Source organism: Desulfuromonas acetexigens, assembly GCF_900111775.1.
Taxonomy (GTDB): domain Bacteria; phylum Desulfobacterota; class Desulfuromonadia; order Desulfuromonadales; family Trichloromonadaceae; genus Trichloromonas; species Trichloromonas acetexigens.
The window spans coordinates 223837-246095 of the sequence record NZ_FOJJ01000001.1 but is presented as its reverse complement, the minus strand read 5'-3'; the positions used below and the strand labels follow the sequence as shown (position 1 = coordinate 246095).

General features: G+C 60.3%; 22 protein-coding genes. 1 reads left to right on the top strand and 21 read right to left on the bottom strand.

Annotated elements, in window-relative coordinates; genetic code table 11:
* Positions 1 to 40: 40 nt before the first annotated feature.
* From der to rnc, 4 genes are all read right to left on the bottom strand, one after another.
* Positions 41 to 1363 carry a ribosome biogenesis GTPase Der gene (gene der / locus BQ4888_RS01145; RefSeq protein WP_092052575.1) on the bottom strand — a complete coding sequence of 441 codons (1323 nt, stop codon included), beginning with the start codon at positions 1361 to 1363 and terminating at the stop codon, positions 41 to 43.
* Between the two features lie 77 nt (positions 1364 to 1440).
* Positions 1441 to 2340: a GTPase Era gene (gene era, locus BQ4888_RS01140; protein WP_092052574.1), complete on the bottom strand. Its 900-nt coding sequence runs from the start codon at positions 2338 to 2340 to the stop codon at positions 1441 to 1443.
* Positions 2333 to 3364 carry an elongator complex protein 3 gene (locus BQ4888_RS01135; protein WP_140396574.1) on the bottom strand — a complete coding sequence of 344 codons (1032 nt, stop codon included), beginning with the start codon at positions 3362 to 3364 and terminating at the stop codon, positions 2333 to 2335. The genes era and BQ4888_RS01135 overlap by 8 nt, the downstream gene beginning before the upstream one ends.
* Position 3365: 1 nt before the next feature.
* A complete protein-coding gene (gene rnc, locus BQ4888_RS01130) occupies positions 3366 to 4076 on the bottom strand; it encodes a ribonuclease III (protein WP_092053433.1) in 711 nt (236 codons plus the stop codon).
* 188 nt (positions 4077 to 4264) lie between these two features.
* Between rnc and BQ4888_RS01125 the strand changes: the two genes are divergently transcribed.
* A complete protein-coding gene (locus BQ4888_RS01125; RefSeq protein WP_092052567.1) occupies positions 4265 to 4555 on the top strand; it encodes a PxxKW family cysteine-rich protein in 291 nt (96 codons plus the stop codon).
* Between the two features lie 78 nt (positions 4556 to 4633).
* On the opposite strand, the gene BQ4888_RS01120 is transcribed toward BQ4888_RS01125, so the two are convergent.
* From BQ4888_RS01120 to rimI, 17 genes are all read right to left on the bottom strand, one after another.
* Positions 4634 to 5323, bottom strand: coding sequence for an LrgB family protein (locus BQ4888_RS01120; protein WP_092052564.1), 690 nt, complete (start codon positions 5321 to 5323; stop codon positions 4634 to 4636).
* Positions 5316 to 5672 carry a CidA/LrgA family protein gene (locus BQ4888_RS01115; protein WP_092052562.1) on the bottom strand — a complete coding sequence of 119 codons (357 nt, stop codon included), beginning with the start codon at positions 5670 to 5672 and terminating at the stop codon, positions 5316 to 5318. The genes BQ4888_RS01120 and BQ4888_RS01115 overlap by 8 nt, the downstream gene beginning before the upstream one ends.
* An 8-nt stretch (positions 5673 to 5680) precedes the next feature.
* Entirely contained in the window at positions 5681 to 6466 is a 786-nt protein-coding gene (locus tag BQ4888_RS01110) for a tetratricopeptide repeat protein (RefSeq protein WP_092052560.1), read from the bottom strand.
* Positions 6467 to 6502: 36 nt separating this feature from the next.
* Positions 6503 to 7789, bottom strand: coding sequence for a DUF512 domain-containing protein (locus tag BQ4888_RS01105; RefSeq protein ID WP_092052558.1), 1287 nt, complete (start codon positions 7787 to 7789; stop codon positions 6503 to 6505).
* A 184-nt stretch (positions 7790 to 7973) separates the two neighbouring features.
* Positions 7974 to 8207 carry an RNA chaperone Hfq gene (gene hfq, locus BQ4888_RS01100; RefSeq protein ID WP_092052556.1) on the bottom strand — a complete coding sequence of 78 codons (234 nt, stop codon included), beginning with the start codon at positions 8205 to 8207 and terminating at the stop codon, positions 7974 to 7976.
* On the bottom strand, positions 8188 to 9150 hold the full coding sequence (gene miaA / locus BQ4888_RS01095) for a tRNA (adenosine(37)-N6)-dimethylallyltransferase MiaA (RefSeq protein WP_092053431.1): 963 nt from the start codon (positions 9148 to 9150) through the stop codon (positions 8188 to 8190). The genes hfq and miaA overlap by 20 nt, the downstream gene beginning before the upstream one ends.
* A gap of 2 nt (positions 9151 to 9152) precedes the next feature.
* Positions 9153 to 10985 carry a DNA mismatch repair endonuclease MutL gene (gene mutL, locus BQ4888_RS01090; protein ID WP_092052554.1) on the bottom strand — a complete coding sequence of 611 codons (1833 nt, stop codon included), beginning with the start codon at positions 10983 to 10985 and terminating at the stop codon, positions 9153 to 9155.
* A gap of 85 nt (positions 10986 to 11070) precedes the next feature.
* Complete coding sequence (locus BQ4888_RS01085; protein ID WP_092052552.1) at positions 11071 to 11973, bottom strand: ExeA family protein; 903 nt, start codon at positions 11971 to 11973, stop codon at positions 11071 to 11073.
* Between the two features lie 27 nt (positions 11974 to 12000).
* Entirely contained in the window at positions 12001 to 14262 is a 2262-nt protein-coding gene (locus tag BQ4888_RS01080; protein ID WP_092052550.1) for a tetratricopeptide repeat protein, read from the bottom strand.
* 111 nt (positions 14263 to 14373) lie between these two features.
* Complete coding sequence (locus tag BQ4888_RS01075) at positions 14374 to 15087, bottom strand: pseudouridine synthase (RefSeq protein ID WP_092052548.1); 714 nt, start codon at positions 15085 to 15087, stop codon at positions 14374 to 14376.
* The gene (gene scpB / locus BQ4888_RS01070; protein WP_092052545.1) at positions 15084 to 15647 is read right to left on the bottom strand and encodes an SMC-Scp complex subunit ScpB; all 564 of its coding nucleotides are present in this window, start codon (positions 15645 to 15647) and stop codon (positions 15084 to 15086) included. The genes BQ4888_RS01075 and scpB overlap by 4 nt, the downstream gene beginning before the upstream one ends.
* On the bottom strand, positions 15640 to 16404 hold the full coding sequence (locus BQ4888_RS01065; RefSeq protein WP_092052543.1) for a segregation and condensation protein A: 765 nt from the start codon (positions 16402 to 16404) through the stop codon (positions 15640 to 15642). Before BQ4888_RS01065 ends, scpB begins: the two co-directional genes overlap by 8 nt.
* A 13-nt stretch (positions 16405 to 16417) precedes the next feature.
* Positions 16418 to 17098, bottom strand: a complete 681-nt coding sequence (locus BQ4888_RS01060) for a site-2 protease family protein (RefSeq protein ID WP_092052540.1) — start codon at positions 17096 to 17098, stop codon at positions 16418 to 16420.
* Between the two features lie 93 nt (positions 17099 to 17191).
* Positions 17192 to 19852, bottom strand: coding sequence for a CBS domain-containing protein (locus BQ4888_RS01055; protein WP_092052537.1), 2661 nt, complete (start codon positions 19850 to 19852; stop codon positions 17192 to 17194).
* Between the two features lie 54 nt (positions 19853 to 19906).
* A complete protein-coding gene (locus tag BQ4888_RS01050) occupies positions 19907 to 20824 on the bottom strand; it encodes a dihydroorotate dehydrogenase (RefSeq protein ID WP_092053429.1) in 918 nt (305 codons plus the stop codon).
* A 29-nt stretch (positions 20825 to 20853) separates the two neighbouring features.
* Complete coding sequence (locus tag BQ4888_RS01045) at positions 20854 to 21711, bottom strand: dihydroorotate dehydrogenase electron transfer subunit (protein ID WP_092052535.1); 858 nt, start codon at positions 21709 to 21711, stop codon at positions 20854 to 20856.
* Positions 21712 to 21770: 59 nt separating this feature from the next.
* On the bottom strand, positions 21771 to 22223 hold the full coding sequence (rimI, locus tag BQ4888_RS01040; RefSeq protein WP_092052532.1) for a ribosomal protein S18-alanine N-acetyltransferase: 453 nt from the start codon (positions 22221 to 22223) through the stop codon (positions 21771 to 21773).
* Positions 22224 to 22259 lie beyond the last annotated feature (36 nt).

Below are 22259 nucleotides of genomic sequence, written 5' to 3'. Positions count from 1 at the left end.
AGCAAGGAGCTCTTCCCTGTAAAGGCTTTTCCCGGATTTTTTAATCCTTACGGTCTCGTTCCCGGTCACGGTAATGAATGCGGATGGGAACCCCGGAAAAGCCGAAGGCCTCCCGCAACTGGTTGGCGAGGTAGCGCTGATAGGAAAAATGCACCCCTTCGGCCTTGTTGACGAAGACGACGAAGGTTGGAGGGCGGGTTTCGACCTGGGTCATATAGAAAAACTTGAGGCGCTTGCCGTGAAAGACGGGGGGCTGATGACTGCGTTCCGCCTCGGCCAGAACCTTATTGAGCATGGCCGTGGGAATGCGCCGATCAAACTCGGCCGCGACTTTTTCCACCTCTGACATGATCTTCGCCACTCGCTGTCCGGTCAAGGCTGAGACAAAAATGACCGGGGCGAAACTCAAAAACTTGAAGGTCCGCTCCAACTCCTCCTGATAGCGTTTCATGGTGGACTGGTCCTTGGCGACCGCATCCCACTTGTTCACCACCAGGATGATGCCACGTCCCTTCTCGTAGGCATAGCCGGCGACCGTAAGATCCTGCTCGGTTACCCCCTCGACAGCATCGATCACCATGAGCACGACGTGCGCCCGTTCCATGCTTTTCAAGGCCTGGATCACACTGAATTTTTCCAGCTTTTGACTGACCTTGCCCTTGCGTCGAATGCCCGCCGTGTCGATCAGCACATAGCGTTGCCGGTTATAGGTGAAGGGGGTATCGACACTGTCCCGAGTCGTTCCGGCCTGGGGATTGGCCACCACCCGCTCATAGCCGAGCAGTCGGTTGACCATGGATGACTTCCCGACATTGGGACGACCGATCACCGCCAGGCGGATTTCCCTCTCGGCTTCGGCATCGCTTGGAGCCGCGGGGAGATGGTCCAACAGGGCGTCAACCAAATCCGGAACGCCCCGCCCATGCTCGGCGGAAATCGTGTGCAGCTCGCCCACACCCAGGGCGTAAAATTCGCCGGCGAGATCCTCAAGTTTGTCGCTATCGACCTTATTGACCACGTAGAGGACCGGTTTCTCCACACGGCGCAACATGCCGCAAACTTCGTGATCGGCGGGGGTCAACCCCTCGCGCCCATCCATGACAAAGAGGATGATATCGGCTTCTTCTACCGCCAGCTGAGACTGCTCGCGCATCTGTACCAGCAGACGGTCCTCACTGACTGGCTCGAAACCGCCGGTATCGATGAGGGTAAAGGGTTTGTCGTAGCGGGTCACGTCAGCGTAATGACGATCTCGCGTAACGCCTGGAAAATCCTCTACCAACGCCTTGCGCTGACCGAGAATGCGGTTGAAAAGGGTCGACTTGCCGACATTCGGGCGACCCACAATAGCGACCAGGGACATACGTAAAAGACTCTCTTTTTCGAATATTTAAAAATACTTTGTTAAGAAACGGGATCAAGGCTTGACCGGAACGTACGTCAATAACCGAATTCTTTGAGCATACGCTCCGATTCAGTCCAGTTTTTCTGGACTTTAACGAAGAGCTCCAAAAAGACGCGGGCATCGAGCAGACGCTCGATATCGATCCGGGCCGCTTTGCCAATGGCGCGGATCGTCGCCCCCTGCTTGCCGACCAGAATGCCCTTGTGGGTATCGCGATCGACAATAATGACCGCTTGAATCACCACCAAATTTTTTTCCGGCTTCTCTTCGAACCGCTCCACCAGAGTCGCGACCCGGTAAGGGATTTCGTCGTGGGTCTGCTTCAGCACCTGCTCGCGGATCATCTCGGCGACGATGAAGCGCTCGGGCAGGTCGGTGATCATATCTTCGGCGTAGTAGGGCGGCCCCTCCTTCAGATAGCGCGGGAGCAGGTTCAACAGATAGTCGACATTCTCCCCGCTCTGGCCGGAAACGGGGACGATCTCCCGGAAAGGGAACCGCTCGGCAAAGGCGGACATCAGCTCCAGCTGCCGCTCCTTGGGCAACTGGTCGATCTTGTTGATGAGCAGGATCACCGGCAACTGTGACTGGCGCAGGACATCGAGAATGAAATCGTCACCGGGGCCGGGGCGATCCTTGACTTCAACAACATAAAGAATCAGATCGACGCCGGAGCAGGCGCTCAGGGCCTGATCGACCATGAACCGGTTAAGTTTACCGGTGGCGCGATGGATGCCCGGGGTGTCGATAAAGAGCAACTGCGCACCGGGCATGTTGTGAATGCCGAGGATACGGTTACGGGTAGTCTGGGGCTTGTTGGCGGTTATAGCGATTTTCGTGCCGAGAATGCGGTTGAGCAGCGTCGACTTGCCGACGTTGGGTCGACCGATGATGGAAATGAATCCAGATCGAAAAGGGGTGTTTGATTCAGTCAAATGACCAGCTCCTCTGGGAATAGGCGGAAAGGGACCACAACGAAACCTGGCCGGCGGCGCAGCGCAGGGTGTGGGGTGCAAGATCGGGGTCGGCACGAAGGGCAAAGTCGGGATAGCGCTCTCGCAAGGAACAAAGATTGTCTCGCCGGTGCCCCTGGGCGTCGCTGAACTCGGCAACGGGCACCGAAACCTCGCGATCGCCCTTGGCGGCGAGGGCAATCAGCGCCCGCAGCCAGAGATGGGCGCGTACCAGTTGCCCGAAGGCCGGATGCCAGGGGCCGGAGAGCATGGCTCCGTCGGCCGTCAACTCCGGCTGGTTATGCAGCCCCCAGCGGATGACCGGCACCTTACGCGCCCGGCAGCGCCAGGCCATTTCGGCGCAAAGCTCCACCGCAGTGGCAAGACTCAGAGGCTGGTAGCGCCCGGCGAGATACTCTTCAGCCAGGGTCGTGCCACGCAACACCACCGTCGGATAGACTCGCAAAAAATCCGGCTTCAGGGCCAAGGCGGCATCCAGGGAACGCAAGGCCTCGGCGCGATCGCCGCCAGGCAGACCCGGCATCAGTTGCAGGCCAATTTTCAAACCGGCGCGGCGCAGAACGAAGACGGCCTGGGAAACCGCCTCGGAATCATGCCCCCGTTCGGCGCGACGCAGGACTTCCGGCGAAAAGGACTGAACGCCCACCTCGACGGTGGTCACGCCTCGCTCTTGCAAAAAAGAAACCTCTTTTTCGCCGAGGGCATCCGGGCGAGCCGAAACGCGAATGCCGTCTATCCGACCGGCGGCAAGGCTCGGCGCCGCGCCATTGAGGTAGGCGTCCTGAACTTCTACCGGCAGCGAGGTAAAGGATCCTCCATAAAAAGCGACCTCTCCCCCGCCCTGACCGGTGAGCATCTCTTCCAGTTGCGTGGCGATGGTTGAAGGATCCGGGGGGGAGAGCCGACCGCTGACCTGGCTCTGGCGGCAGAAGCTGCAACGATGGGGGCACCCGGCATGGGGGATGAAGAAAGGATAGATGCGCAACCTATTCACCCAGAGCTGCAAGGGCCTGACGGGCGGCCTGTTGGGAAGCAGCCTTCTTCGTCACCCCGCTTCCTGCGCCAATACTGCGCCCCCCATGCAGCACCTCGATGGTGTAGGTTCGGTCGTGATCGGGCCCCTCGGCACGGACCAATCGGTAGGCAGGAGGGGAACCCTGACGGGCTTGCAGCACTTCCTGCAGGCGGGTTTTGTAATCGATCCCGGACTTACGGCAGAAAGCCTTTTCAATAGCCGCAGCGAAAAACCGGTCCACCACCAGACGCACCGACTCTAGTCCGCCGTCGAGATAAATGGCACCGAGCAAGGCCTCCACTGCGTTGGCGATCAGACTTTCCTTCTGTCGACCGCCGCTTCGCTCCTCCCCGCGCCCGAGCCACAGATAGTCGCCGATGGCCATCTGCCGAGCCACCGCTGCCAGGGCCGGTTCGCTGACCACTTCGGCGCGGATGCGAGTCAGCTCCCCTTCGGGCAGGCGCGGATAGTCGAGAAAGATGAGCTGACTGACGACCATGTCCAAAACGGCGTCGCCAAGAAATTCAAGTCGTTCATTATGAACAGAGGCGGTTTCCGGATGTTCATTGCTGTAGGATTTATGGGTGAGGGCTTCGCGCAAAAGCCGCTCCTCCCTGAAAGCATATCCGATCTCCGCCAACAGCGTTTTTGATCGGGTTGAAATCGCGGCACTATTTTCCATGGGCACAAGGGCATCCGGGTAAATGATTAAAAACTCGTCGCAAGTATACAGAAACATTCCCCCAGTGGCAACGATTCACCTCGGTTCAGTCAGGAATACTTTTGAAAAAACCGTTGACAAAAGGGCCACAGGCGATTATAAGTTTCATTTATCCCGCTAAAAACGCATACAGCAAGGAGACCTAACCCATGCAGTGTCAGACCGTTCTTCCCGGTGCCGAGTGCACCTTCTGGTCCAAAAAAGGTTGTATTTTTGAAGGCAACAGCTGCCAGTTGGTGATCGACAAATGCCAAGGCTGCGAACGCATCGTCGAGGGCACGATCGGCCAGGTTTGTTCGGTTGCCCCTTCCCCCGAACAGAAGTGGAGAAGCGGCCTGTGCAACTTCGCCACTCACCAGAAGATCGACCTCAAGACCGTCGAAGCCAAGGTCAACCCGCTCAAGGCCTCCAAGAAAGCGGCTGGCGGCAAGAAGAAGTAAGCCGCTCGCCTTTACGCCCAGCACAAAAAACCGCCTCACCGGCCAGTTCCGGGAGGCGGTTTTGCATTTGCGGCAGCTTCAGAAAAAAAGAAAGAGGACCGGCAAGAGAAAGGCCGTGACCAGACCATTGAGGCCGATGGCCAGTCCGGAAATCGCTCCGCCCAGGCGATCGACCTCCAGCATCCGGGCGGTGCCAACGCCGTGCGTCGCCGTACCGACCGCCAACCCCATGGCCGCTCCGTCGCGGATGCCGACCAAGCGACAGAACTCGGGACCACACATGGCACCCAGACAGCCGGTTACCACCACCAACGCCGCCGTCAAGGGAGGAACGCCGCCGATCTTCTCGACAATACTGATGGCGATGGGGGTCGTCACCGACTTGGGAGCAAGGGAGAGGACCACCTCGCGGCTTCCGCCCAAAAGCCAAGCCAGGCCCGAGGCGGAAATGATCGAGGTCAGCGAGCCTGCGAGCACGCCAACCAGAATGGGCAGCTTGCGCGCCAGGATCTCCTTGCGCCGGGTATAGAGGGGAAAACCGAGGGCGACCACGGAGGGTCCGAGCAGAAAGAGAATATAACGTCCCCCCTCGGCATAATGGGGATAAGGGATATCGGCGAGGAGCAGCAGCGCGATGATGGCCAGCACCGTCACCGCCACCGGATTGAGCAGCACATGCCGGGTGCGGGCATAGAGCTTCTGCGCCAGGGCGTAGACCACCAGGGTCAGGCCGATGCCGAAGAGCGGTGAAGCCAGGATCTCAGCCATGTTCCACCTTTCCGCCGCGCCGTTCGAGCCAGGTGGCGACCCAGCCGGTGACGGCCATGACGACAAAGGTGCTCAACACCGTCGCCACCACAATCGGCAACCACTCGGCGGCGATCAGGTCAAAATAGACCATCACCCCAACCCCCGCCGGCACGAAAAAGAGCGCCAGGTTGGAAAGAAGCAGATTGACCGCCTCCTCTACCCATTCGGGGCGCACCAGTTTAAAGTTGAGCGCGAGAAGCAGCAGCCCCATGCCGAGTACGTTGCCGGGAACAGGCAGCGCTAAAAGAGTCGAGAGCGACTCCCCGAGAAACTGCAGCAGCAGCAGGATGGCGAAACCCCGGACCATGCTTCCCCCTAGCCTTCGTCCTTGAGTCCATCGATCACCGCCGCGACCTCGTTACGCAGATCGGCCGAGTCGGGGGATTTTTCCAGACGCAGAAACTCGCGAAAATGGGCGATAGCCTCCTTCGGCTCCTCATCGTCGAGACAGATGTTGCCCAACGTCAGATGGGCGAAAGCGAAATCGGGATCGAGGCGCAAAGCCTCGCGGCAAGCCTTCTCCGCTTGCGCCAACTCCCCCTGGTCGAAGAGCAGCTCTCCCAGGTTGTAATGCCCTTGGGGATCTTCAGGATCGAGCTGAATCACCTGACGATAGCAGGCGATCGCTTCGTCAAACCGCCCGGCGGCGGAGGCCGCATCCCCCAGGGAGTTGAGGGCGAAGACCGACTCGGGATCGATCGCCAGAGCCCGGCGGTAACAGTCCTCGGCCTCACTCAAATGATCCTGGCTGAAAAAAACCAGCCCCAAGCTGACGAGCGCGTCCGTTTCGGCCGGATCCAGATCGAGAATGCGTTGGTATGCGCTCCGGGCCCGTTCCGGTTGCCGCGCCTCGAAACAGGCATCTCCCAGCAGATAGAGGCTGACGATATCGTCCGGCGCTAGAGCCAGGGCCTTATCCAGGGCGGCGATAGCTTCGGCGGCAGTCCCCTCTTCGCTCAAAGCCTCACCGAGCAGGCACCAACCTTCCGGCACTTCCGGCGCCGCCTCCGTCGCCGATCTAAACGCCCGCACCGCTTGGGTGAAAGCCCCGTTTTCCATCGCTCGCCGGCCCTTGTCCAAGAGCAGTTCGTAATCCTGCATGATGTTGTCCTTTAGGTAAAAATGAGCAAAAGCCGCTTACGGCTGCCCTTCCAATGCCTCGATCAGCCCCCAGGGACTGCTGTCGAACTTCGCCGTCGGCAGATTCAGTTCCCGAGCCAGCTCCTCCAGACGCAGATCGTCGAGAAAAACATCCTCCCCATCCCGCAGCATGACCTCGGGCACCAACAGTCGCTGCCCCAACTCCACTCCACGCAACTGTTGGAGAATGTCGCGACCGGTCACCAGACCCGCCACGGTCACGCCGCCACCGAAAAATTCGTTACGAATGGCATGGACGAAGATCTTCGTTCCGGTGGTGGCTTCCAGCGCTGAGGCGAAACGGCGAACCTCGGCAGCGGCCGATTCGCCAGTCAGAACGGAAAAGGGACCGGGGGGCAGCCTATCCACACCCTCAAGAACTTGTTCTGCCTCTTCGCGGAACAGGGGGATGAGCCCCACCCCGTTTTCCAGCTGACCCAGCTCTTCGTAATCATCGATAGGCGGAAAGGGCCACTCGGCCCGCAGATAGAGCTCATCGGCGGCAAAGACAAACCGGGAGCCGCCCTGATACAGGCACTGCTGCTGAAAATCGTGGATCATCGCCAGCGTTCGGCGGGCCTCATCGACCGTCGGCAGGCGTAAGGCCGGGAGATTGCGGCGATGGCCGGTCAGTCCCACCGGCACGACCGCCAGGGAGAGGATATTCGGGCCGAGAGCGTAGAGATCGGTCAGCGTTTGCAGCAACGCCGGCCCGTCGTTGAGGCCAGGGCAGAGGACGATCTGGGTGTGCAGTTTGATCCCCGCTTCGACCAGTCGTCGCAACAGAGGAAGGATCGCCGGGCCCTGACGACCGAGGAGTTTTCGGCGCAACTCTTCGTCACTGGCATGGACGGAGACATAGAGGGGGGACAAGCGCTGCTCGATGATGCGCAAGATATCCTTCTCATCGACGTTGGTCAGGGTCACGTAGGCGCCGTAGAGAAAGGAAAAGCGATAATCCTCGTCCTTGACGTAGAGGGATTTACGCATGCCCCGGGGCAATTGGTGCACAAAACAGAAGAGACACTGATTGCCGCATTCCTCCGGTTCCGGATGGGAAACATTCAAGCCTAAGGGCTCGTCGGCGTCCTTGTCGAATTCGAGGAGCCAGGTCTCGCCATTGACCTTGAGCAATTCGATGTGCAGATCCTCGGCTTGGTCGGCCAGGGCCACATCGAGGAGATCGACCACAGGCCGCTCCGCGATGGAAACCAGGCGGTCCCCCGCTTCCATGTCGAGTTCCGCCGCGATGCTGCCCGGTTCGACCGAAAGAATCTCAAGCATGGATCACTTCCTCAATCAGAACGGGAAAAAGACAAAACAGGACGACCCGCTTCGCCGGAGGCGATACTCAGAGTTTATCGCCAAAAAAAGATAGGTACAAAAAACCCGCTCCCGGACCCCGAGCTGACTAGATCGGAAATCCGGGACCGGGCGTAGCTTACCGGGTTCTAGTAAGCGGAAAGGGTCAATCCTTGCCGCCGTGCAGACGGAAGGATCCGTCGGACGAAGTGATGGAAGAGATGGCGTGCTTGTAAATCAGAATGTCGCCGCCGCTTTCGATCAGTAGGCAGAAACTGTCGAAAGACTTGATGTAGCCTTCGAGTTTTTCTCCCGACATCATGACGACGGTCACCCGCACCCGTTCTTTGCGCGCCTGGTTGAGGTATTGATCCTGGATGTTAAAAGGGGTCTTGGCCATATCCGCTCCTTGTACGTAGCAAAAAAAGTTCAATTAACTTTTGGAGTTTAGCAGACTCGCTACAGGAATCAACCCAAATTATCGCTTCATCTCCACGAAACCAGGTCAGCTGCCGTTTGGCGTAATGTCGACTATTCCGCTTGATCAATGACACCGCCTCCGCCAAGGGGATTTCCCCCCGCAAATGGTGGATCAGTTCCCGATAACCGATGGTGCGCAGGGCCTTGCACTCCGGATCGTACCCACGCGCGAGCAGTCCGCGCACTTCCGCCAGTAAGCCTTGCTCCATCATCCCATCCACCCGCTGATCGATGCGCTGGTAGAGCTCCTCCCGGGGCGGGGCGAGGCCAAGCTTCAGGGTAGTATAGGGGCGCTCGGCGAAGGCGTGCTCTTTCTGGAAATCGGAGAGGCGCCGTCCCGAAAGCCGGTAAACTTCCAGGGCACGCACGGTGCGCGTCACATCCCCCGGCGGAATCCGCTGCGCCAAGGGGGGATCGACTTCCTGCAGCAACCGAAAGAGGGTTCCCGGCCCTTCCCGCCCTTCCCGCTCCAAGAGTTCGGCGCGCACAGTTGGGTCGCCGGTGGGCGCATCGACCAGCCCTTCGGTGACGGCACGCAGATAAAGACCGGTGCCGCCGAGCAAAACCGGCAGCCGACCGCGCGCAAGAATATCAGCGATTGCCCCATGGGCCTGGGAAGCAAAGTCAGCGACGGAAAATTCCTCGTCCGGTGCCACCACATCGAGCAGATGATGGGGCACCTGCCGACGTTCCGCCGCCGTCGCCTTGGCGGTGCCGATATCGAGCCCCCGGTACACCTGGCGGGAGTCAGCGGAAACCACCTCGATGGGAAAATGGCGGGACAACTCCACAGCCAAGGCGGTCTTTCCCGAAGCGGTCGGACCGCAGATGACCAGCAGGGGGGATGCTTCCCGGACAGTCATCATCAGCTTCTCTTGAACAGCTTTTCGATCTCGGCCAAGCGCTGCCGCACCATCACCGGCCGGCCATGGGGGCATTGCGCACCAAAGTCGACCCGGTCGAGATCGCGCAGCAACGCCGTCATCTGCGGCGGCGATAGGGCTTGGTTGGCACGGATCACCCCATGGCAGGCCATCAGGATCAGAACCTGTTCCAGGGCGTCTTCCGCCAGGGTGCTTTGACCGATTTGCCGCAATTCAGCGGCCAGATCGCGCAGCAACTGTTCGGCCTGATCGGTGTCGAGCAGTTGCGGAATCTCCTTGAGCACGTAACTTTTTCCACCGAAGGGCTCGACGATCAGGCCAAGGCGCTCGAGATGGGGAAGAGTTTCCCGCAGGGCCTCGGCCTCGGCGAAATCGACTTCGATGACGACCGGAAAGAGAAGCGCCTGACTGGGGATGTGCCCCTGACGGTATTGTTGTCGCAGTCGTTCGAAACCGATGCGCTCATGGGCCGCATGCTGATCGATGAGGATCAGATCCTGTCCGTCCTGACAGACAAGGTAGCTGTTGCGATACTGGCCGATCAGGCGCAGGGAGGAAAAAAAGCCCGCTTCCGCCGCCGGCGTCAGCGGGGGAGACGCCACCGACGCGGTCAAAGTTCCGGCGGTAGAGGCCGGGGTGCTGACCGCAGGCTGTGGCGAGGGGAAATGGGTGCGAGCGTAAGTGTCCAGAGACTCCTGAATCTCCTGACGCAGGTCGCGGGGCGAGGCCAAGGGCCGGGGCACATCGTTAACCTCAGGACCGTAAATGGCAGGAGCCTCTTCGACGGAAGCATGCAGAGACGATGACTCCGGCAGCCAGGAGGAGGATTTCAGCGTCCGGCGCACGGCCTCGGCGATGAAATCGTGAACCTGGCGCTGGTCGCGAAAACGGACTTCATCCTTGGTCGGATGAACGTTGACATCGACCCGCCCGGGATCGAGTTCCAGAAAAAGGACGACCACGGGATACCGTCCCCGGGGGAGAACATGCCGGTAGCCTTCAAGCAGAGCGTGACGCACGACCCGATCCCGGACGTAACGGTGATTGATATAGAGGTGGAGAGCGCCGGTCGTTGCCCGCTGCACCGCCGGTTGGCTGATAAAACCGGACAGCCGCATACCCTCGCCATCATCGACGTCCAGCTCCAGCAGATCGGCGAGGAGCGGCCGTCCGAGAAGAGCGCCGACGCGTTCGGCAAGGCGGCTCTGCCGATAGGCATCGACCAGTGTCCGCCCATCGTGAACCAGCCGAAAGTGGACCTGAGGTACCGCGAGCGCCAGCCGCGTCACCAGATCGGCAATATGGCCCAGCTCCGTCTCGACCTTGCGCAGGAATTTTCGCCGCGCCGGGGTGTTGAAAAAGAGATCGCGTATCTCCACCGTCGTTCCCGGCGGCATGCCGAAGGCATTGGCCCGGCGAATAACGCCGCCTTCAGCGTAAATCTCCCAGCCGCTTTCCTCGCCTGCCGCATGGGTGCGCAACAACATCCGGCTGACCGAAGCGATGGAGGGCAAAGCTTCCCCGCGAAAGCCCAGGGTCCGCAAAGCGAAGAGATCGTCGGCGCCGCGAATCTTACTTGTCGCGTGGCGCTCCAGGCAGAGGAATGCGTCGTCCTTGCCCATACCGTGGCCGTTATCAACCACTCGGATCAGCCGCCGGCCGCCCTTTTCCACCTCCACGGTGATTTCCGTGGCGCCGGCATCGAGGGCATTTTCCAGCAGTTCCTTGACCACCGAAGCGGGTCGTTCCACCACTTCGCCGGCGGCGATCTGGTTACACAGCTGTTCGGGAAGAATCTGGATCGTTCCGGACATGCACCACTCGTTAAAAAGAAAGAGGCCGGAACAACCGGCCTCGCATGGGAACTAAAGCCAAGCCGGGAATCGCCCCGGTGGTCTGCTAGATCTGCTGTTCGAGCCGGTCGAGCATGGACTCGATTTCATCGAGGTCGTCTTGCTCCGGTTCCGGGTTTTCGGCAAAGCGTGGCCGGTTGAAGAGCCCGAGATCGCCGGCGACGTTGTGCACTGTCTTCAGATCGACATCCGCCTGCTTGAGCATGAAAGCCTCGAAGAGACAGTTGTCGCACAGGGTGTTGATGAGCCGCGGCACCCCGCCCGAATAGCGGTGAATCATCGGGATCGCTTCGCTCTGAAAAAGCATGTGCGAGGCACCGGCCACCTGCAGACGATGCTGGATATAAGAGCGGGTGGTGCTCAGAGAGAGTGATTTGAGGTGATACTTGATTGCGACCCGCTGCGACAGAGGTTCGTCCAGACGCAGGCATTCTTCCACCTCAGGTAGTCCAAAAAAGACGATATTGAGCAGTTTTTTCCCGGGGATTTCGAGATTCAGCAGCCCCCGGAATTCCTCCATCAACTCCTGAGTCTGGAGCATCTGCGCTTCGTCAATAAGGACCACGGCCCTCTTGCCGGCAGCATCGATAGCCAGCAGTCGTTCATAGAGTTGACTGAGAAGCGGCAAACGGTCCTGGGCCGGGTCTTCCACCCCGAGTTGCATGGCGATGCGGGTCAGAATCCAGTCGGCGGTGATCCCGGAATGGACCATGACCAGGAGGGACGATTCGTAGTGCTGCTCGTCGAGACCATCCAGCATCTTGCGCGCCAGGGTCGTCTTGCCGGTGCCGACACCACCGATGCAGACCGCCAGCCCCTTGTTGGAATCGACGGCGTACATCAGACGCAACAGCGCCTGGCTGTGCTGTTCGCTGTTGAAGTAGAAACGGGCATCCGGGGCGTTGGAAAAGGCCTCACGGTTCAGCCCGAAATATTCCGTGTAGGACACGCGTCCTCCCTTTTATCGGATTGGGGATCAGATATAGGAAACCCGGTTTTTACTGCCGCCGGAACCGGCAGGCCCTTCATGGTCGTCACTGCCGAGACCGAGTTGTTGCCGCAAGGAAAGAATCTTGGCCTGCACATCCCGATAGAACATGTCGACATCGTGGACGCTCTGGAAACACTCCAGAGCTTCCAGGGGGCGTTGGACCAGTTCGTAAACCTGCCCCAGGTCATAGTAGATGCTCATGCGCTGGGTCGCCGTCAATCCAGGCAGGGCCAGGCCGAGTTTGAGGGTGGTTTCGGCCCCTTTGAAATCGCCCTTTTCCACCTGACACAGGGCGATCAGGGTGACGCAGTCCAGGCAGCGAGACGCATCATTCATCGCCTGCTCGAATTCGCCGATGGCATCGTCGAGCAGTCCCATTTCCTTATAAGCGATCCCGAGATTGAAATGGGATTCGGCATCGTCCGAGTCGATCTGGGCGCGGACGCCTTTTTTGAATGCGGAAAAGACCCCTTCCATGCCGTACCGGTCCTGATGGGAACGGACGGCTTCAGGAGTAGGCAGGTTTTCTTCCCCCAATTCATCGAGAATTTCGGCGCCGAAATCAAAGAAATCTTCTTGAGCCGACGGCTCAGTCGTTGGGGCTTGCTGGCGGGAACGGATATCTGTCAGCAGCTCCTCGGCAACACGGCAACCGGGTTCAACGGCAAGCAGCTCACGACACAGGCTTTCCGCCTCGGCGAAACGCCCCTGGGTCGCCAGGAACCCCGCCTCTTCGAGTTTTTCCGCAAGACCGGTGCCTTCGCTGAAGAGCGGTTCAGCGCTAGCGTTCGGCGCCAAATCGAAATCGGGGAGAGACGCAGGCTCTTCAGTTGTGGAAATTTCTGCGGGCTCATCGTCAAAGTTGAAGGAGAGTTCTTCGCTGTCAAGATCGAAAGGAACCAGGTCCGATTCCTCGTCCGTAGCCGGGGCACCGACGGCTGCCTCCGACGATTCGTCACCGAGATCGGCGAACACGTCATCCCCGGGGAGATCGAGAACCAGAGGGGAATCACCGAGCGAATCCTCGGTTTTTTCGGCGACAGGCGTGGTTTCGAGGGATTCCAGGAACTCCAGCGCCATCTCCTCCGACTCTTCGACAAGTGCCGGTTCGATGTGGGGGGTTACCGAACCGTCCTCATCGGAAAAAAGCGGGGGCAGTCCCTCTTCGGAAATCGCTTCGGTCGCGGTCGAAGATTCGGGCTGCTCATCAGCCATGGCGTCGAAGAGCTTGGCGCCTTCGCCGCTGAGTTCATAAATGGTCTGCAAGGTCACGCCGACCCGGGGTTCGTCGGGGAGGTGTTTGCGCAGGGTTTCGTAAAGCTCCCGCAGGGACACCAGTCGGTCGGCCTCGAGAAAGTCTGCTTTGGTCGTTTCGAGTTGATCGAGCGCCTCGCTCCAGGCTTCCCCAGCAAGGCAGGCCCGCACCAGACGCTCCCGCACATCGAGGTCGCCGGGGAGCAGTTCGGCCAGCCCTTCAAGGAACGTTCGTTCCCGATCATGGGCACCGAGCAGATGGTGGCCACTCGCCAACGCATCGAGTATGGCCGGATCCTCGGGAGCGGTACCCTGCAGGGATTCCAGCAGGGCAATGCCCCGTTCCGCCTTTCCCTGGTGAATCAGACACATCCCCAAGCCGATCTGGATCAGCGGTTCATCGGGAAAGAAGCGAGCAAAAATCTCGTGGAGCTTGAGCAGCTTGACCTGATCGCCCTTGGCTTGAAGAACCTTGAGAACATCCTGAAAATCTTCCAGAGCGTCGTTCTTCATCCCGGCAGCGGCCAGGGTTTCTCCGAGCTTGACCCGGATGTTGAGATTCTCCGGATCGATAGCCTTCATCCGGCGCAGAACATCGATAACCGCGTCCGTATCCCCCGCCTGTTCATGACGAGCGATCAGTTGGCGATATTCGGCCATGGCATTACCGACCAGACCTTGCTTGACGTTAAGCTCAGCCAGCCGAATGTAGATTTTGAGGTCTTCGGGGGAGATGCGCTGAATCTGCTTGAAGACGGCAATAGCTTTCAGATAGAAGCCGTTGTCCGCGTAATGATTACCGACCTTGTGGTACTCTTCGAGGGCTTGGGCGGTCTGTTTGGCGCGATTGTAAAGCTCGGCGAGCTTCTGCCGGTGACGGATGTCCTTCGGTTCAAGCTCAACCAGTTGCAGGTAGTCCTTGATGGCCTTGGCGATCTGTCCCTTTTGAATGTTCTTTTGCGCAGAATCGATGAGCTTTTCTTTTTTTGTCAAAACCGCCATCCCTCTGAAAAATAAAGAGCAATTCGAATTTAAACTAACCGCCTCCAAGGTGTCAAGCCAAAGCCGGAAGAATCAAGGCGGCGGGTAAAAGAGTTCGGCCTGTCAGGTGAGTTCCTTGAGCCGACGGATTTCATCGGCGGTCAGCCGCCGATACTGCCCCGGCTTAAGTTCCCCCAGATCGAGAAAGGCCAGACGGATACGTTGCAAGCGGCTCACCGGATGCCCGACCGCTTCAAACATGCGCCGCACCTGGCGATTGCGTCCTTCGCGGATACTGATCTCTATCCAGCCGTGGGAGCCCTGCGACCTCAGCACCCGGACCTTGGCCGGGGCGGTCGGGCCGTCTTCGAGCAGGATACCGCTTTCCAGCCGACGGGCCTGATCGGCGGCGAGGTGTCCACGAATGCGGGCAAGATAGGTTTTTTCCACCTCGTGCCGGGGGTGGGTCAGGCGCTGGGCGAGTTCGCCGTCGTTGGTCAACAAAAGCAGCCCGCTGGTGGTGAGATCGAGGCGACCGACGGGGTAAAGGCGTTCCCGAAACTCCTTGACCAACTCGACCACCACCGGTCGCCCCTGGGGATCGCGGGCGCTGGTGACGTAACCTGACGGCTTGTGCAGCAACAGGCAAATGACCTCCCCTCCCCTCGGCAAGGGGCGGCCGTCGACCTCGATCCGGTCCACAGCCGGATCGGCGCTCTCGCCGAGGGTCGCGGGGCGACCGTTGACCCGGACCCTGCCGGCTTCGATCCAGCTCTCGGCCTGACGGCGGGAGGTCAGCCCGGCATTGGCGATAAGTTTCTGCAGGCGTTCTTTCATGGGGTTTGATTTCCGTCCGCAGCGCCTTCAGGCAGGGGCAAATCGAGGCTGAGCTGGTCGAACTCCTTGAGCGTCGGCAGACCGGAAAGATCATTCAAGCCAAAGAGTTCGAGAAAATCCCGGGAGGTGCCATAAATCATCGGCCGCCCGGGAATATCCTTCTTTCCGAGAATGCGCACCAACCGCTTGTCGAGCAGGGTCTTCAGCACCCCGCCGGAATCGACGCCGCGCAGATATTCGATATCGGCCCGGGTCACCGGCTGCCGATAGGCGATGATCGCCAACGTTTCCATGGCCGCGCGGGAAAAACGGAAAGGCTTGGCGCGACTCAGCCGCCGCACCCATTCGGCATAGCGGGCGCGGGTGCGAAACTGGTAGCCGCCGGCCACTCGCTGCAACTCAAAACCCCGGTCGTTTTCCTCATATTCCCGACAGAGTTCGAACAACACCGCACCGACCTTGGGTTTCTCCAGATCGAGAGCTTCGGCGATCTGTTCAATCTTCACCGGCGATTCGGAGACGAAGACCAGCGCTTCGACGATGGCCTTGAGATCATCCATAGCCCAGGGCCTCTTCATCCACATCGAAATCGGCGGGGTTCTCGGCGACGGCGGGATAAAGCCAGATGGTGCCGAAACGGGCCTCCTGCAGCAGCCGCGCCATGCGCAGCTTGACCAGTTCAAGCATGGCCAGAAAGGAGACAACCACTTCGTGTCGGCTGGGGGACTCGCCGAAGAGCTCGCCGAAAGTGAGCCGTTCCCGGTCGGCCAACCGGGTAAGAATCTGGTTGATGCGCTCACTCACCGACAGTTGCTCGAAGGTAACCTCGTGGTAGGCCGCCTGGGGGCGTTGGCGCAGCAGGGCGCGCATCGCCTCGACCAGATCGTAGAGCCCGACGGCGACGAATTCGTCCTCCTCCTGCTCCCCCAGTTCCGGTGAGGGGAAGTTCCGCGCGAAGAGCTCGCGACCGAGCAACTCCTTTTCATCCAGCTCCCGCGCCGCCGCCTGATACTTCTGATATTCGAGCAGGCGGCGCACCAACTCGGCGCGGGGGTCCTCCTCGTCTTCTTCGACGAGGTCCTCTTCCGGTTTGGGCAGCAGCAGCCGCGACTTGATATGGAGCAGGGTCGCCGCCATGAGCAGAAATTCGCCGGCGACATCCAGGTTGAGGCTCTGCATGGTGTCGATGGTGGCGAGATACTGGGCGGTGATTTCGGCGATGGGGATGTTGTAGATGTCCATCTCGTTCTTGCGAATGAGATGCAGCAGCAAATCGAGAGGACCTTCGAAATTATCGATCTTGATGTCGTAAGACATGCGGGTCGCGACTCTAGTGACTGAAAAGGAAGTCGATGACCCGCGCTACCACCAGGGTATCGGCACCGGCCAGGGTCGCAACGATGAAGTGGATAATCGGTTGCAGCACCAGCGACCAGACCGGTGTGGCGAAAATGACCAGCAGCAATATGACGAAGCCGAAGGCCTCGAAGCGGGCGATAAAATCCCCCTGCTTTTCCGGCAGCAGGCCGATCAGCACCCGCCCGCCGTCCAGGGGCGGAATCGGCAGAAGATTAAAGACCGCCAGAATCACGTTGATATAGAGACTGAAGGCGGCCATCAGGGAAAGGGGTTGAAAAACCTGGGCCAGGCTCCCGTCGGGAAAGGCCTTGCCGAGGTAGACCAACACCTTGAGCAGCAACACCGAAAGCAGGGCCAGGCCGAAGTTGGTGAGCGGACCGGCCAGGGCCACCCAGATCATGTCCTTTTTGGGGCGCGCCAGATTGTTGAAATTGACCGGCACCGGCCGCGCCCAGCCGAAGCCAACAAAAAGGAGCGCCACCGTCCCGATGGGGTCGAGATGTTTGAAAGGATTCAGGGTCAGGCGTCCGAGCAACCGGGCGGTGGGGTCGCCGAGCTTATCGGCGATAAAACCGTGGGCCACCTCGTGAGCGGTGATGGCCAGCAGTGCCGGCACCAGCATGATGGAGATTTTTGCCAGGATATGTTCCATGTTCGTTCGTTAGCACCAAGATCGCAGCAAGGGCCGGTAAGGGCGTGAAAGTCCGCAAAACAAAAGCCTTTGTAACAGAAGCCCAAGGGGAAGTCAACGCGCGCCGGGTCGCCCGAAACGGCGCTGGACGAGAGCGATTTCATCTTCGAGGCTGTGGATTCTGCCGTCGAGACGTTCGGCCAGAAGCAGCGAGAGAATCTTCTTGTACAGGGGGCCGGGGGGAAAGCCCATTTCTTTCAGAGCGTGGCCGTCGAGATGGATGGAGGTGTGGCGCAGATGGGTGATGTAGTGGGCGACCCATTGCCGCGCCCGTTCATCGCTCAGCCGCGCCAGAATATAAAGAAGCACCTCATCGGAAAAACCGGAGAGCATCCGATGCAGCTCACTGGGACGCGGCTCCTGGTCTCGCCCGAGCCGGCGCGCCAGCTGACGGATGACGCGATGGGCCTGGCCGCGCTGGGCGCGCAGCAATTCGCGAAAACGGGCGGGGACATCCAGCCGGCGGGCGATGGTCGGTACGGCCCGGTAATCGAGATCAGAAATCAGGCAGAGGAAATAGACTTCCCAGCGCTGCAGAACCTTTTTCGGATGCTGAAATTCGTACCAGAGTACCGCCTGACTGGCCGCTTCGAAGAGGCGCCGCTTGCGTTCCCCCAAGGTTAACGCGGAATGGATGCAGGGGAGCAATCCCAATTCCGCCAGACGGAAGACCGCCGGCAGGGGGTTGGCTTCCTTGAAGATGATGGTGAGTTCATTGAAGAGCCGGGCGCCGCTGACCCGGGACATGAAGCCCATCTGGATGGCGCTTTTGAGCAGGCTCTCGGTGTGGGCGCCGAGATGGAAGCCGAGGCGCTGTTCGAAGCGGATAGCGCGAAAGACGCGGGTCGGATCCTCGACGAAGCTGAGGTTGTGCAGAACGCGCAGGACCTTCTCCCGTAGATCCCGCTGACCGCCGAAAAAATCGAGCAGTTCTCCGTGCCGCTTGCCGTTCAAGGCGATGGCCAGGGTATTGATGGTGAAGTCCCGGCGATAGAGATCGAGCTTGATCGAGGAATGTTCCACCGTCGGCAGGGCGCCCGGTTCGAGATAATATTCCATGCGCGCCGAAGCGATATCGATCTTGCCGCCGTCGGGAAAAATCAGGATGGCGGTGCCGAACTTGTGATGGCTGCGCACCCGGCAGGGGTGACGGCGGGCAAACTCTTCGGCGAAAGCGATGCCATTCCCTTCTACCACCAGATCGACATCGAGGTTTTCCTGCCGCAGCAGCAGATCACGGACAAAACCACCGACGGCATAGACCGGCATATCGAGGGCTTCGCCGACCGCGCCGCAATCCTTGAGAATTTGTTGCAGTTCGGGTGAAAGCAGCTCGCGAAACAGGCGCTCGACCTGACGCGCCTTGAGCCCGCCACGGTGGGTCGCCGGCTCGGCCTCCTGCTGCACCAGCGGCGCCGAACGGACGCCGGAGACAAGATGGCGCAAGAGATCGGTGCGAGTGATGGCGCCGATCATGCGTCCCTCCTCCAGCACCGGGACGAAGCGCTGGTTCTCGCCGACGATCAGCTCCTTGAGATGCTCCACCGGGGTGTCGGGGGTGACAGTACGGAACTCGCCGGTCATGTATTCCCGTACCGAAACCTCGGCCAGATGGTGATGGGCGGCCTTTTCCGCGACCTGGCGGGTGATGATGCCGACCACCGCGCCGTCGTCGGCGACCACCGGCAGGGCGCTGAAGCCGTAACGGGTGAGAATGCGTCGCACCTCGCCGATGTCGGCACTGGAGGGAATCGACTTGACCGGGGCGGACATGAGATGGCGGGCCTGCCAGCGGGGATTGACGTGGCGCTTGAGCACCGTCGGCAGCCGCTCCAGCAGCTGGATCAGGGTCAGGTCGCGCACCGTCGCTGAGGCAGCGAAGGCATGGCCACCGCCGCCGAACTCGGCGAGAACCGCCCCCATGGGGACTTCCGGCAGACGCGAACGGCCGACGACGAAAATCCGCTCCTCCATGCGCACGGCGACGATCAGGGCGGCGAGATTCTCCATATCCCTGAGTTTGTGGGCGAGAACGGCCAGATCACCCACATAACGGTCGACGGAGGCATGGGCCAGGGTCACGTCGATGCCGCTGATATTGAGCACGGTGCTGGTGTTGATCAGTTCGTTGAGCAGGGAAACTTGTTCGGTGGTGAGATCCTGCTGGAGAAAGTCGGCGACCAGGTTGAGATTGGCGCCGTGTTCCCGCAGATAGGCGGCGGCCTGAAAATCGCGCACGGTCGTGGAGGCGAAGAGGAGGCTGCCGGTGTCCTCGTAGAGGCCGAGCATCATCAGCGTCGCCTCTTCCGGCGTCGGCACGATGCCCCGTTCCATGAAAAGATGGGTCAGCACCGTGACCGTGGCGCCGACCGGCTCCACATGCTCCAGGGCGCCGCGCAGATCCCCCTCCCCGAGAGGATGATGATCATAGATGTGCAGCTCGACCCCGGGCCGTCGGGCGACGGTGGCGAAGGGTCCGATGCGCTCGGCCTGGCGCACGTCGACCAGGATCAGGCGAGTGACAGCGTCGAGATCGATATCGCGGATACGTTTGAAACTGTGGGCGTAAAAGGCGCTTTTCAGGAAGAAATCCCGCAGACTGCGTTCCTGGGCGCCGGCAAAGACCATCTCCGCCTCGGGATAGAGGCGCTTGGCCGCGACCATGGCGCCCAGGCAGTCGAAATCGGAATTGATGTGGGTGGTGATAACGTCCATAAGACCTGTGGGGGGGGAAATGAAAGGGGCGGGGATTTTCCCCGCCCCTTTCACCTACAGTTGCAGGGAGCCGATCAGTTCGCCGATGTCGCCGATCCCCTCCTCGATGCAGAACTGCTCGATCCCTTCGATGATACTGAGCATGGCCGCGGGATCGACGAAGTTGGCGGTGCCGACCTGCACGGCGCTCGCGCCAACGATGAGAAATTCCAGGGCATCGGCGGGACGGACGATACCACCGACGCCGATGACGGGAATTTTCACCGCCTGCACCACCTGATGAACCATGCGCACGGCGATGGGGCGGATGGCCGGGCCGGAAAGGCCGCCGGTCTTGTTGGCCAGACGCGCCTTGCGGGTCTTGATGTCGACGGCCATGCCGGTGATGGTGTTGATACAGCAGAGAGCGTCGGCCCCCGCCTCTTCCACCGCCCGGGCGATGACCGTGATGTCGGTGACGTTCGGCGTGAGTTTGACGATCAGCGGCTTTTTCGACCGGGAGCGCACCAGGCTCACCACTTCGGCGGCGGCCTTCGGGTCGGTGCCGAAGACGATCCCCCCCTGCTTGACGTTGGGGCAGGAGATGTTCAGTTCCAGCCCCGCCACTTCCGGCAGATCGGCGAGCCGGGCCGCGACCTCGCCGTACTCATCGAGGGTATTGCCGAAGAAGTTGACGATGACCGGGGTATTGACCTCGCGCAGAAAGGGCAGCTTGAACTTGATGAAGTCGTCGATCCCGACATTCTGCAGGCCGATGGCATTGAGCATGCCGCTGATCGTCTCGGCGATGCGCGGCGTGGGATTGCCGGCCTTGGGACGCAAGGACAGGCCCTTGGTGACGATCGCCCCGATCCGCTCCAGATCGAGATAGGGGGCGTACTCCTCGCCGTAGCCGAAGGTGCCGGAAGCCGGCATGACCGGGTTTTTCAGGTGGATGCCGGCAATGTTCACGGCCAGGCTCGGCCGCTTCACGGTGGTTTTATCGCTCATGGCAAGATCCGTCATGATTTGCACCCCTCGCAAGTCCCCTCTTCATCAGTCAATTTGCTCCAGTCCAGACGCTCGGCGCGAAAGACCGGCCCCTCCTTGCAGGTGCAGAGATATTGGGGGTTTTGTTCGCTGTGCCCCGCCCCCTTGACCACGCAGCCAAGACAGGCGCCAACGCCGCAGGCCATGAGGGCCTCCAGGGAGACCTGCAGGGGAACGTTCTCGGCGGCGCAAAGGCGCTGTACCGCTTCGAGCATCGGCATGGGGCCGCAGGCAAAGACCTCGGCTTGGGGATATTTTTGTAGCTTGCGCTCGAGCACCCTGGTCACGAAGCCCTCCTCCCCGAGACTGCCGTCCTCGGTGGCGATGTGGGTATTGACGCCGAGGCGCTCGAATTCGGTCACCATGATGATATCGTCGCGACGCTTGCCGCCGATGAGCAACCGCACCCGGCTGCTCTTGACCAGTTCCTGGGCGAGCATGTACAGCGGCACCAGGCCGATGCCGCCGCCGACCAGGATCTTGTCGTTACCGGCGGCGCCGAGGTCGAAGCCCCGGCCGAGGGGACCGAGCACCTCGACCCGATCGCCTTCGTGCAGGCCACTCATGATGGTGGTGCCGCGACCGACGACTTTATAGAGGATTTCCAGATATTCCTTGGGCGGCTGCCCTTCGCAATCGGCGGGGAGAAAGCCGGTACGGAAGATGCCGAAGGGGCGCCGCAGCAAGGGAGGAAGGGACGTCTGCACCCGGAACATGATGAACTGCCCCGGCTTGCCGACCTTGCCGAAGCCCGGGGCGAGAATCCGCATCCGGTAGTAGCCGGAGGAAATCTCCTGATTGGACAGGACGATGGTTTTGAAATTTTTCATGCGCTAATGCATCTCTCCTTGAAAAAAACTCCGAACGATCCGGGGCATGGGCAAAGGCTTCAACCCTCCCCGTCCTTGATCTCCAATTCCATCAACACCGCATCTTCACCGTCGGGATAATAGCCTTGGCGCCGCCCCATTTCACTGAAACCAAAGGTGCGATAAAGGGCGATCGCCGCGACATTGCCCGCGCGAACCTCGAGAAAAACCCGTTCCAGACCGCTTTGCCGACATTCGTCGATCATGCTTTTCAGCAGTTCAAGGGCCAGTCCCCGGCGACGAAAGGCCGGGCGGGTAGCGATATTGTGAATGTGCAGTTCGCCGACAAGATACCAGGCACAGAGATAGGCGGCCAACTCTCCGTCACAGATCAGCAAGCGCAGGCGGGCAACGGTATTGGCCAATTCCCGGCGGAAGATCTCCATCGACCAGGGGTGGCTGTGACATTCCGCCTCGGCCTGCAGGACCGCGTCGAGATCCTTTTCTTCCATGGGGCGGATGCTATACTTCATCGACTTCCCTCCCCTTCCCCGGCTCTGTTCTGTCCA

Coding starts and splice junctions, on each gene's coding strand:
- der (WP_092052575.1), bottom strand. CDS start 1,363: ATGTCCCTGGTCGCTATTGTGGGTCGCCCGAATGTCGGCAAGTCGACC.
- rnc (WP_092053433.1), bottom strand. CDS start 4,076: ATGGAAAATAGTGCCGCGATTTCAACCCGATCAAAAACGCTGTTGGCG.
- BQ4888_RS01125 (WP_092052567.1), top strand. CDS start 4,265: ATGCAGTGTCAGACCGTTCTTCCCGGTGCCGAGTGCACCTTCTGGTCC.
- BQ4888_RS01120 (WP_092052564.1), bottom strand. CDS start 5,323: ATGGCTGAGATCCTGGCTTCACCGCTCTTCGGCATCGGCCTGACCCTG.
- BQ4888_RS01115 (WP_092052562.1), bottom strand. CDS start 5,672: ATGGTCCGGGGTTTCGCCATCCTGCTGCTGCTGCAGTTTCTCGGGGAG.
- BQ4888_RS01110 (WP_092052560.1), bottom strand. CDS start 6,466: ATGCAGGATTACGAACTGCTCTTGGACAAGGGCCGGCGAGCGATGGAA.
- BQ4888_RS01105 (WP_092052558.1), bottom strand. CDS start 7,789: ATGCTTGAGATTCTTTCGGTCGAACCGGGCAGCATCGCGGCGGAACTC.
- hfq (WP_092052556.1), bottom strand. CDS start 8,207: ATGGCCAAGACCCCTTTTAACATCCAGGATCAATACCTCAACCAGGCG.
- miaA (WP_092053431.1), bottom strand. CDS start 9,150: ATGACTGTCCGGGAAGCATCCCCCCTGCTGGTCATCTGCGGTCCGACC.
- mutL (WP_092052554.1), bottom strand. CDS start 10,985: ATGTCCGGAACGATCCAGATTCTTCCCGAACAGCTGTGTAACCAGATC.
- BQ4888_RS01075 (WP_092052548.1), bottom strand. CDS start 15,087: ATGAAAGAACGCCTGCAGAAACTTATCGCCAATGCCGGGCTGACCTCC.
- scpB (WP_092052545.1), bottom strand. CDS start 15,647: ATGGATGATCTCAAGGCCATCGTCGAAGCGCTGGTCTTCGTCTCCGAA.
- BQ4888_RS01065 (WP_092052543.1), bottom strand. CDS start 16,404: ATGTCTTACGACATCAAGATCGATAATTTCGAAGGTCCTCTCGATTTG.
- BQ4888_RS01060 (WP_092052540.1), bottom strand. CDS start 17,098: ATGGAACATATCCTGGCAAAAATCTCCATCATGCTGGTGCCGGCACTG.
- BQ4888_RS01055 (WP_092052537.1), bottom strand. CDS start 19,852: ATGGACGTTATCACCACCCACATCAATTCCGATTTCGACTGCCTGGGC.
- BQ4888_RS01045 (WP_092052535.1), bottom strand. CDS start 21,711: ATGAAAAATTTCAAAACCATCGTCCTGTCCAATCAGGAGATTTCCTCC.
- rimI (WP_092052532.1), bottom strand. CDS start 22,223: ATGAAGTATAGCATCCGCCCCATGGAAGAAAAGGATCTCGACGCGGTC.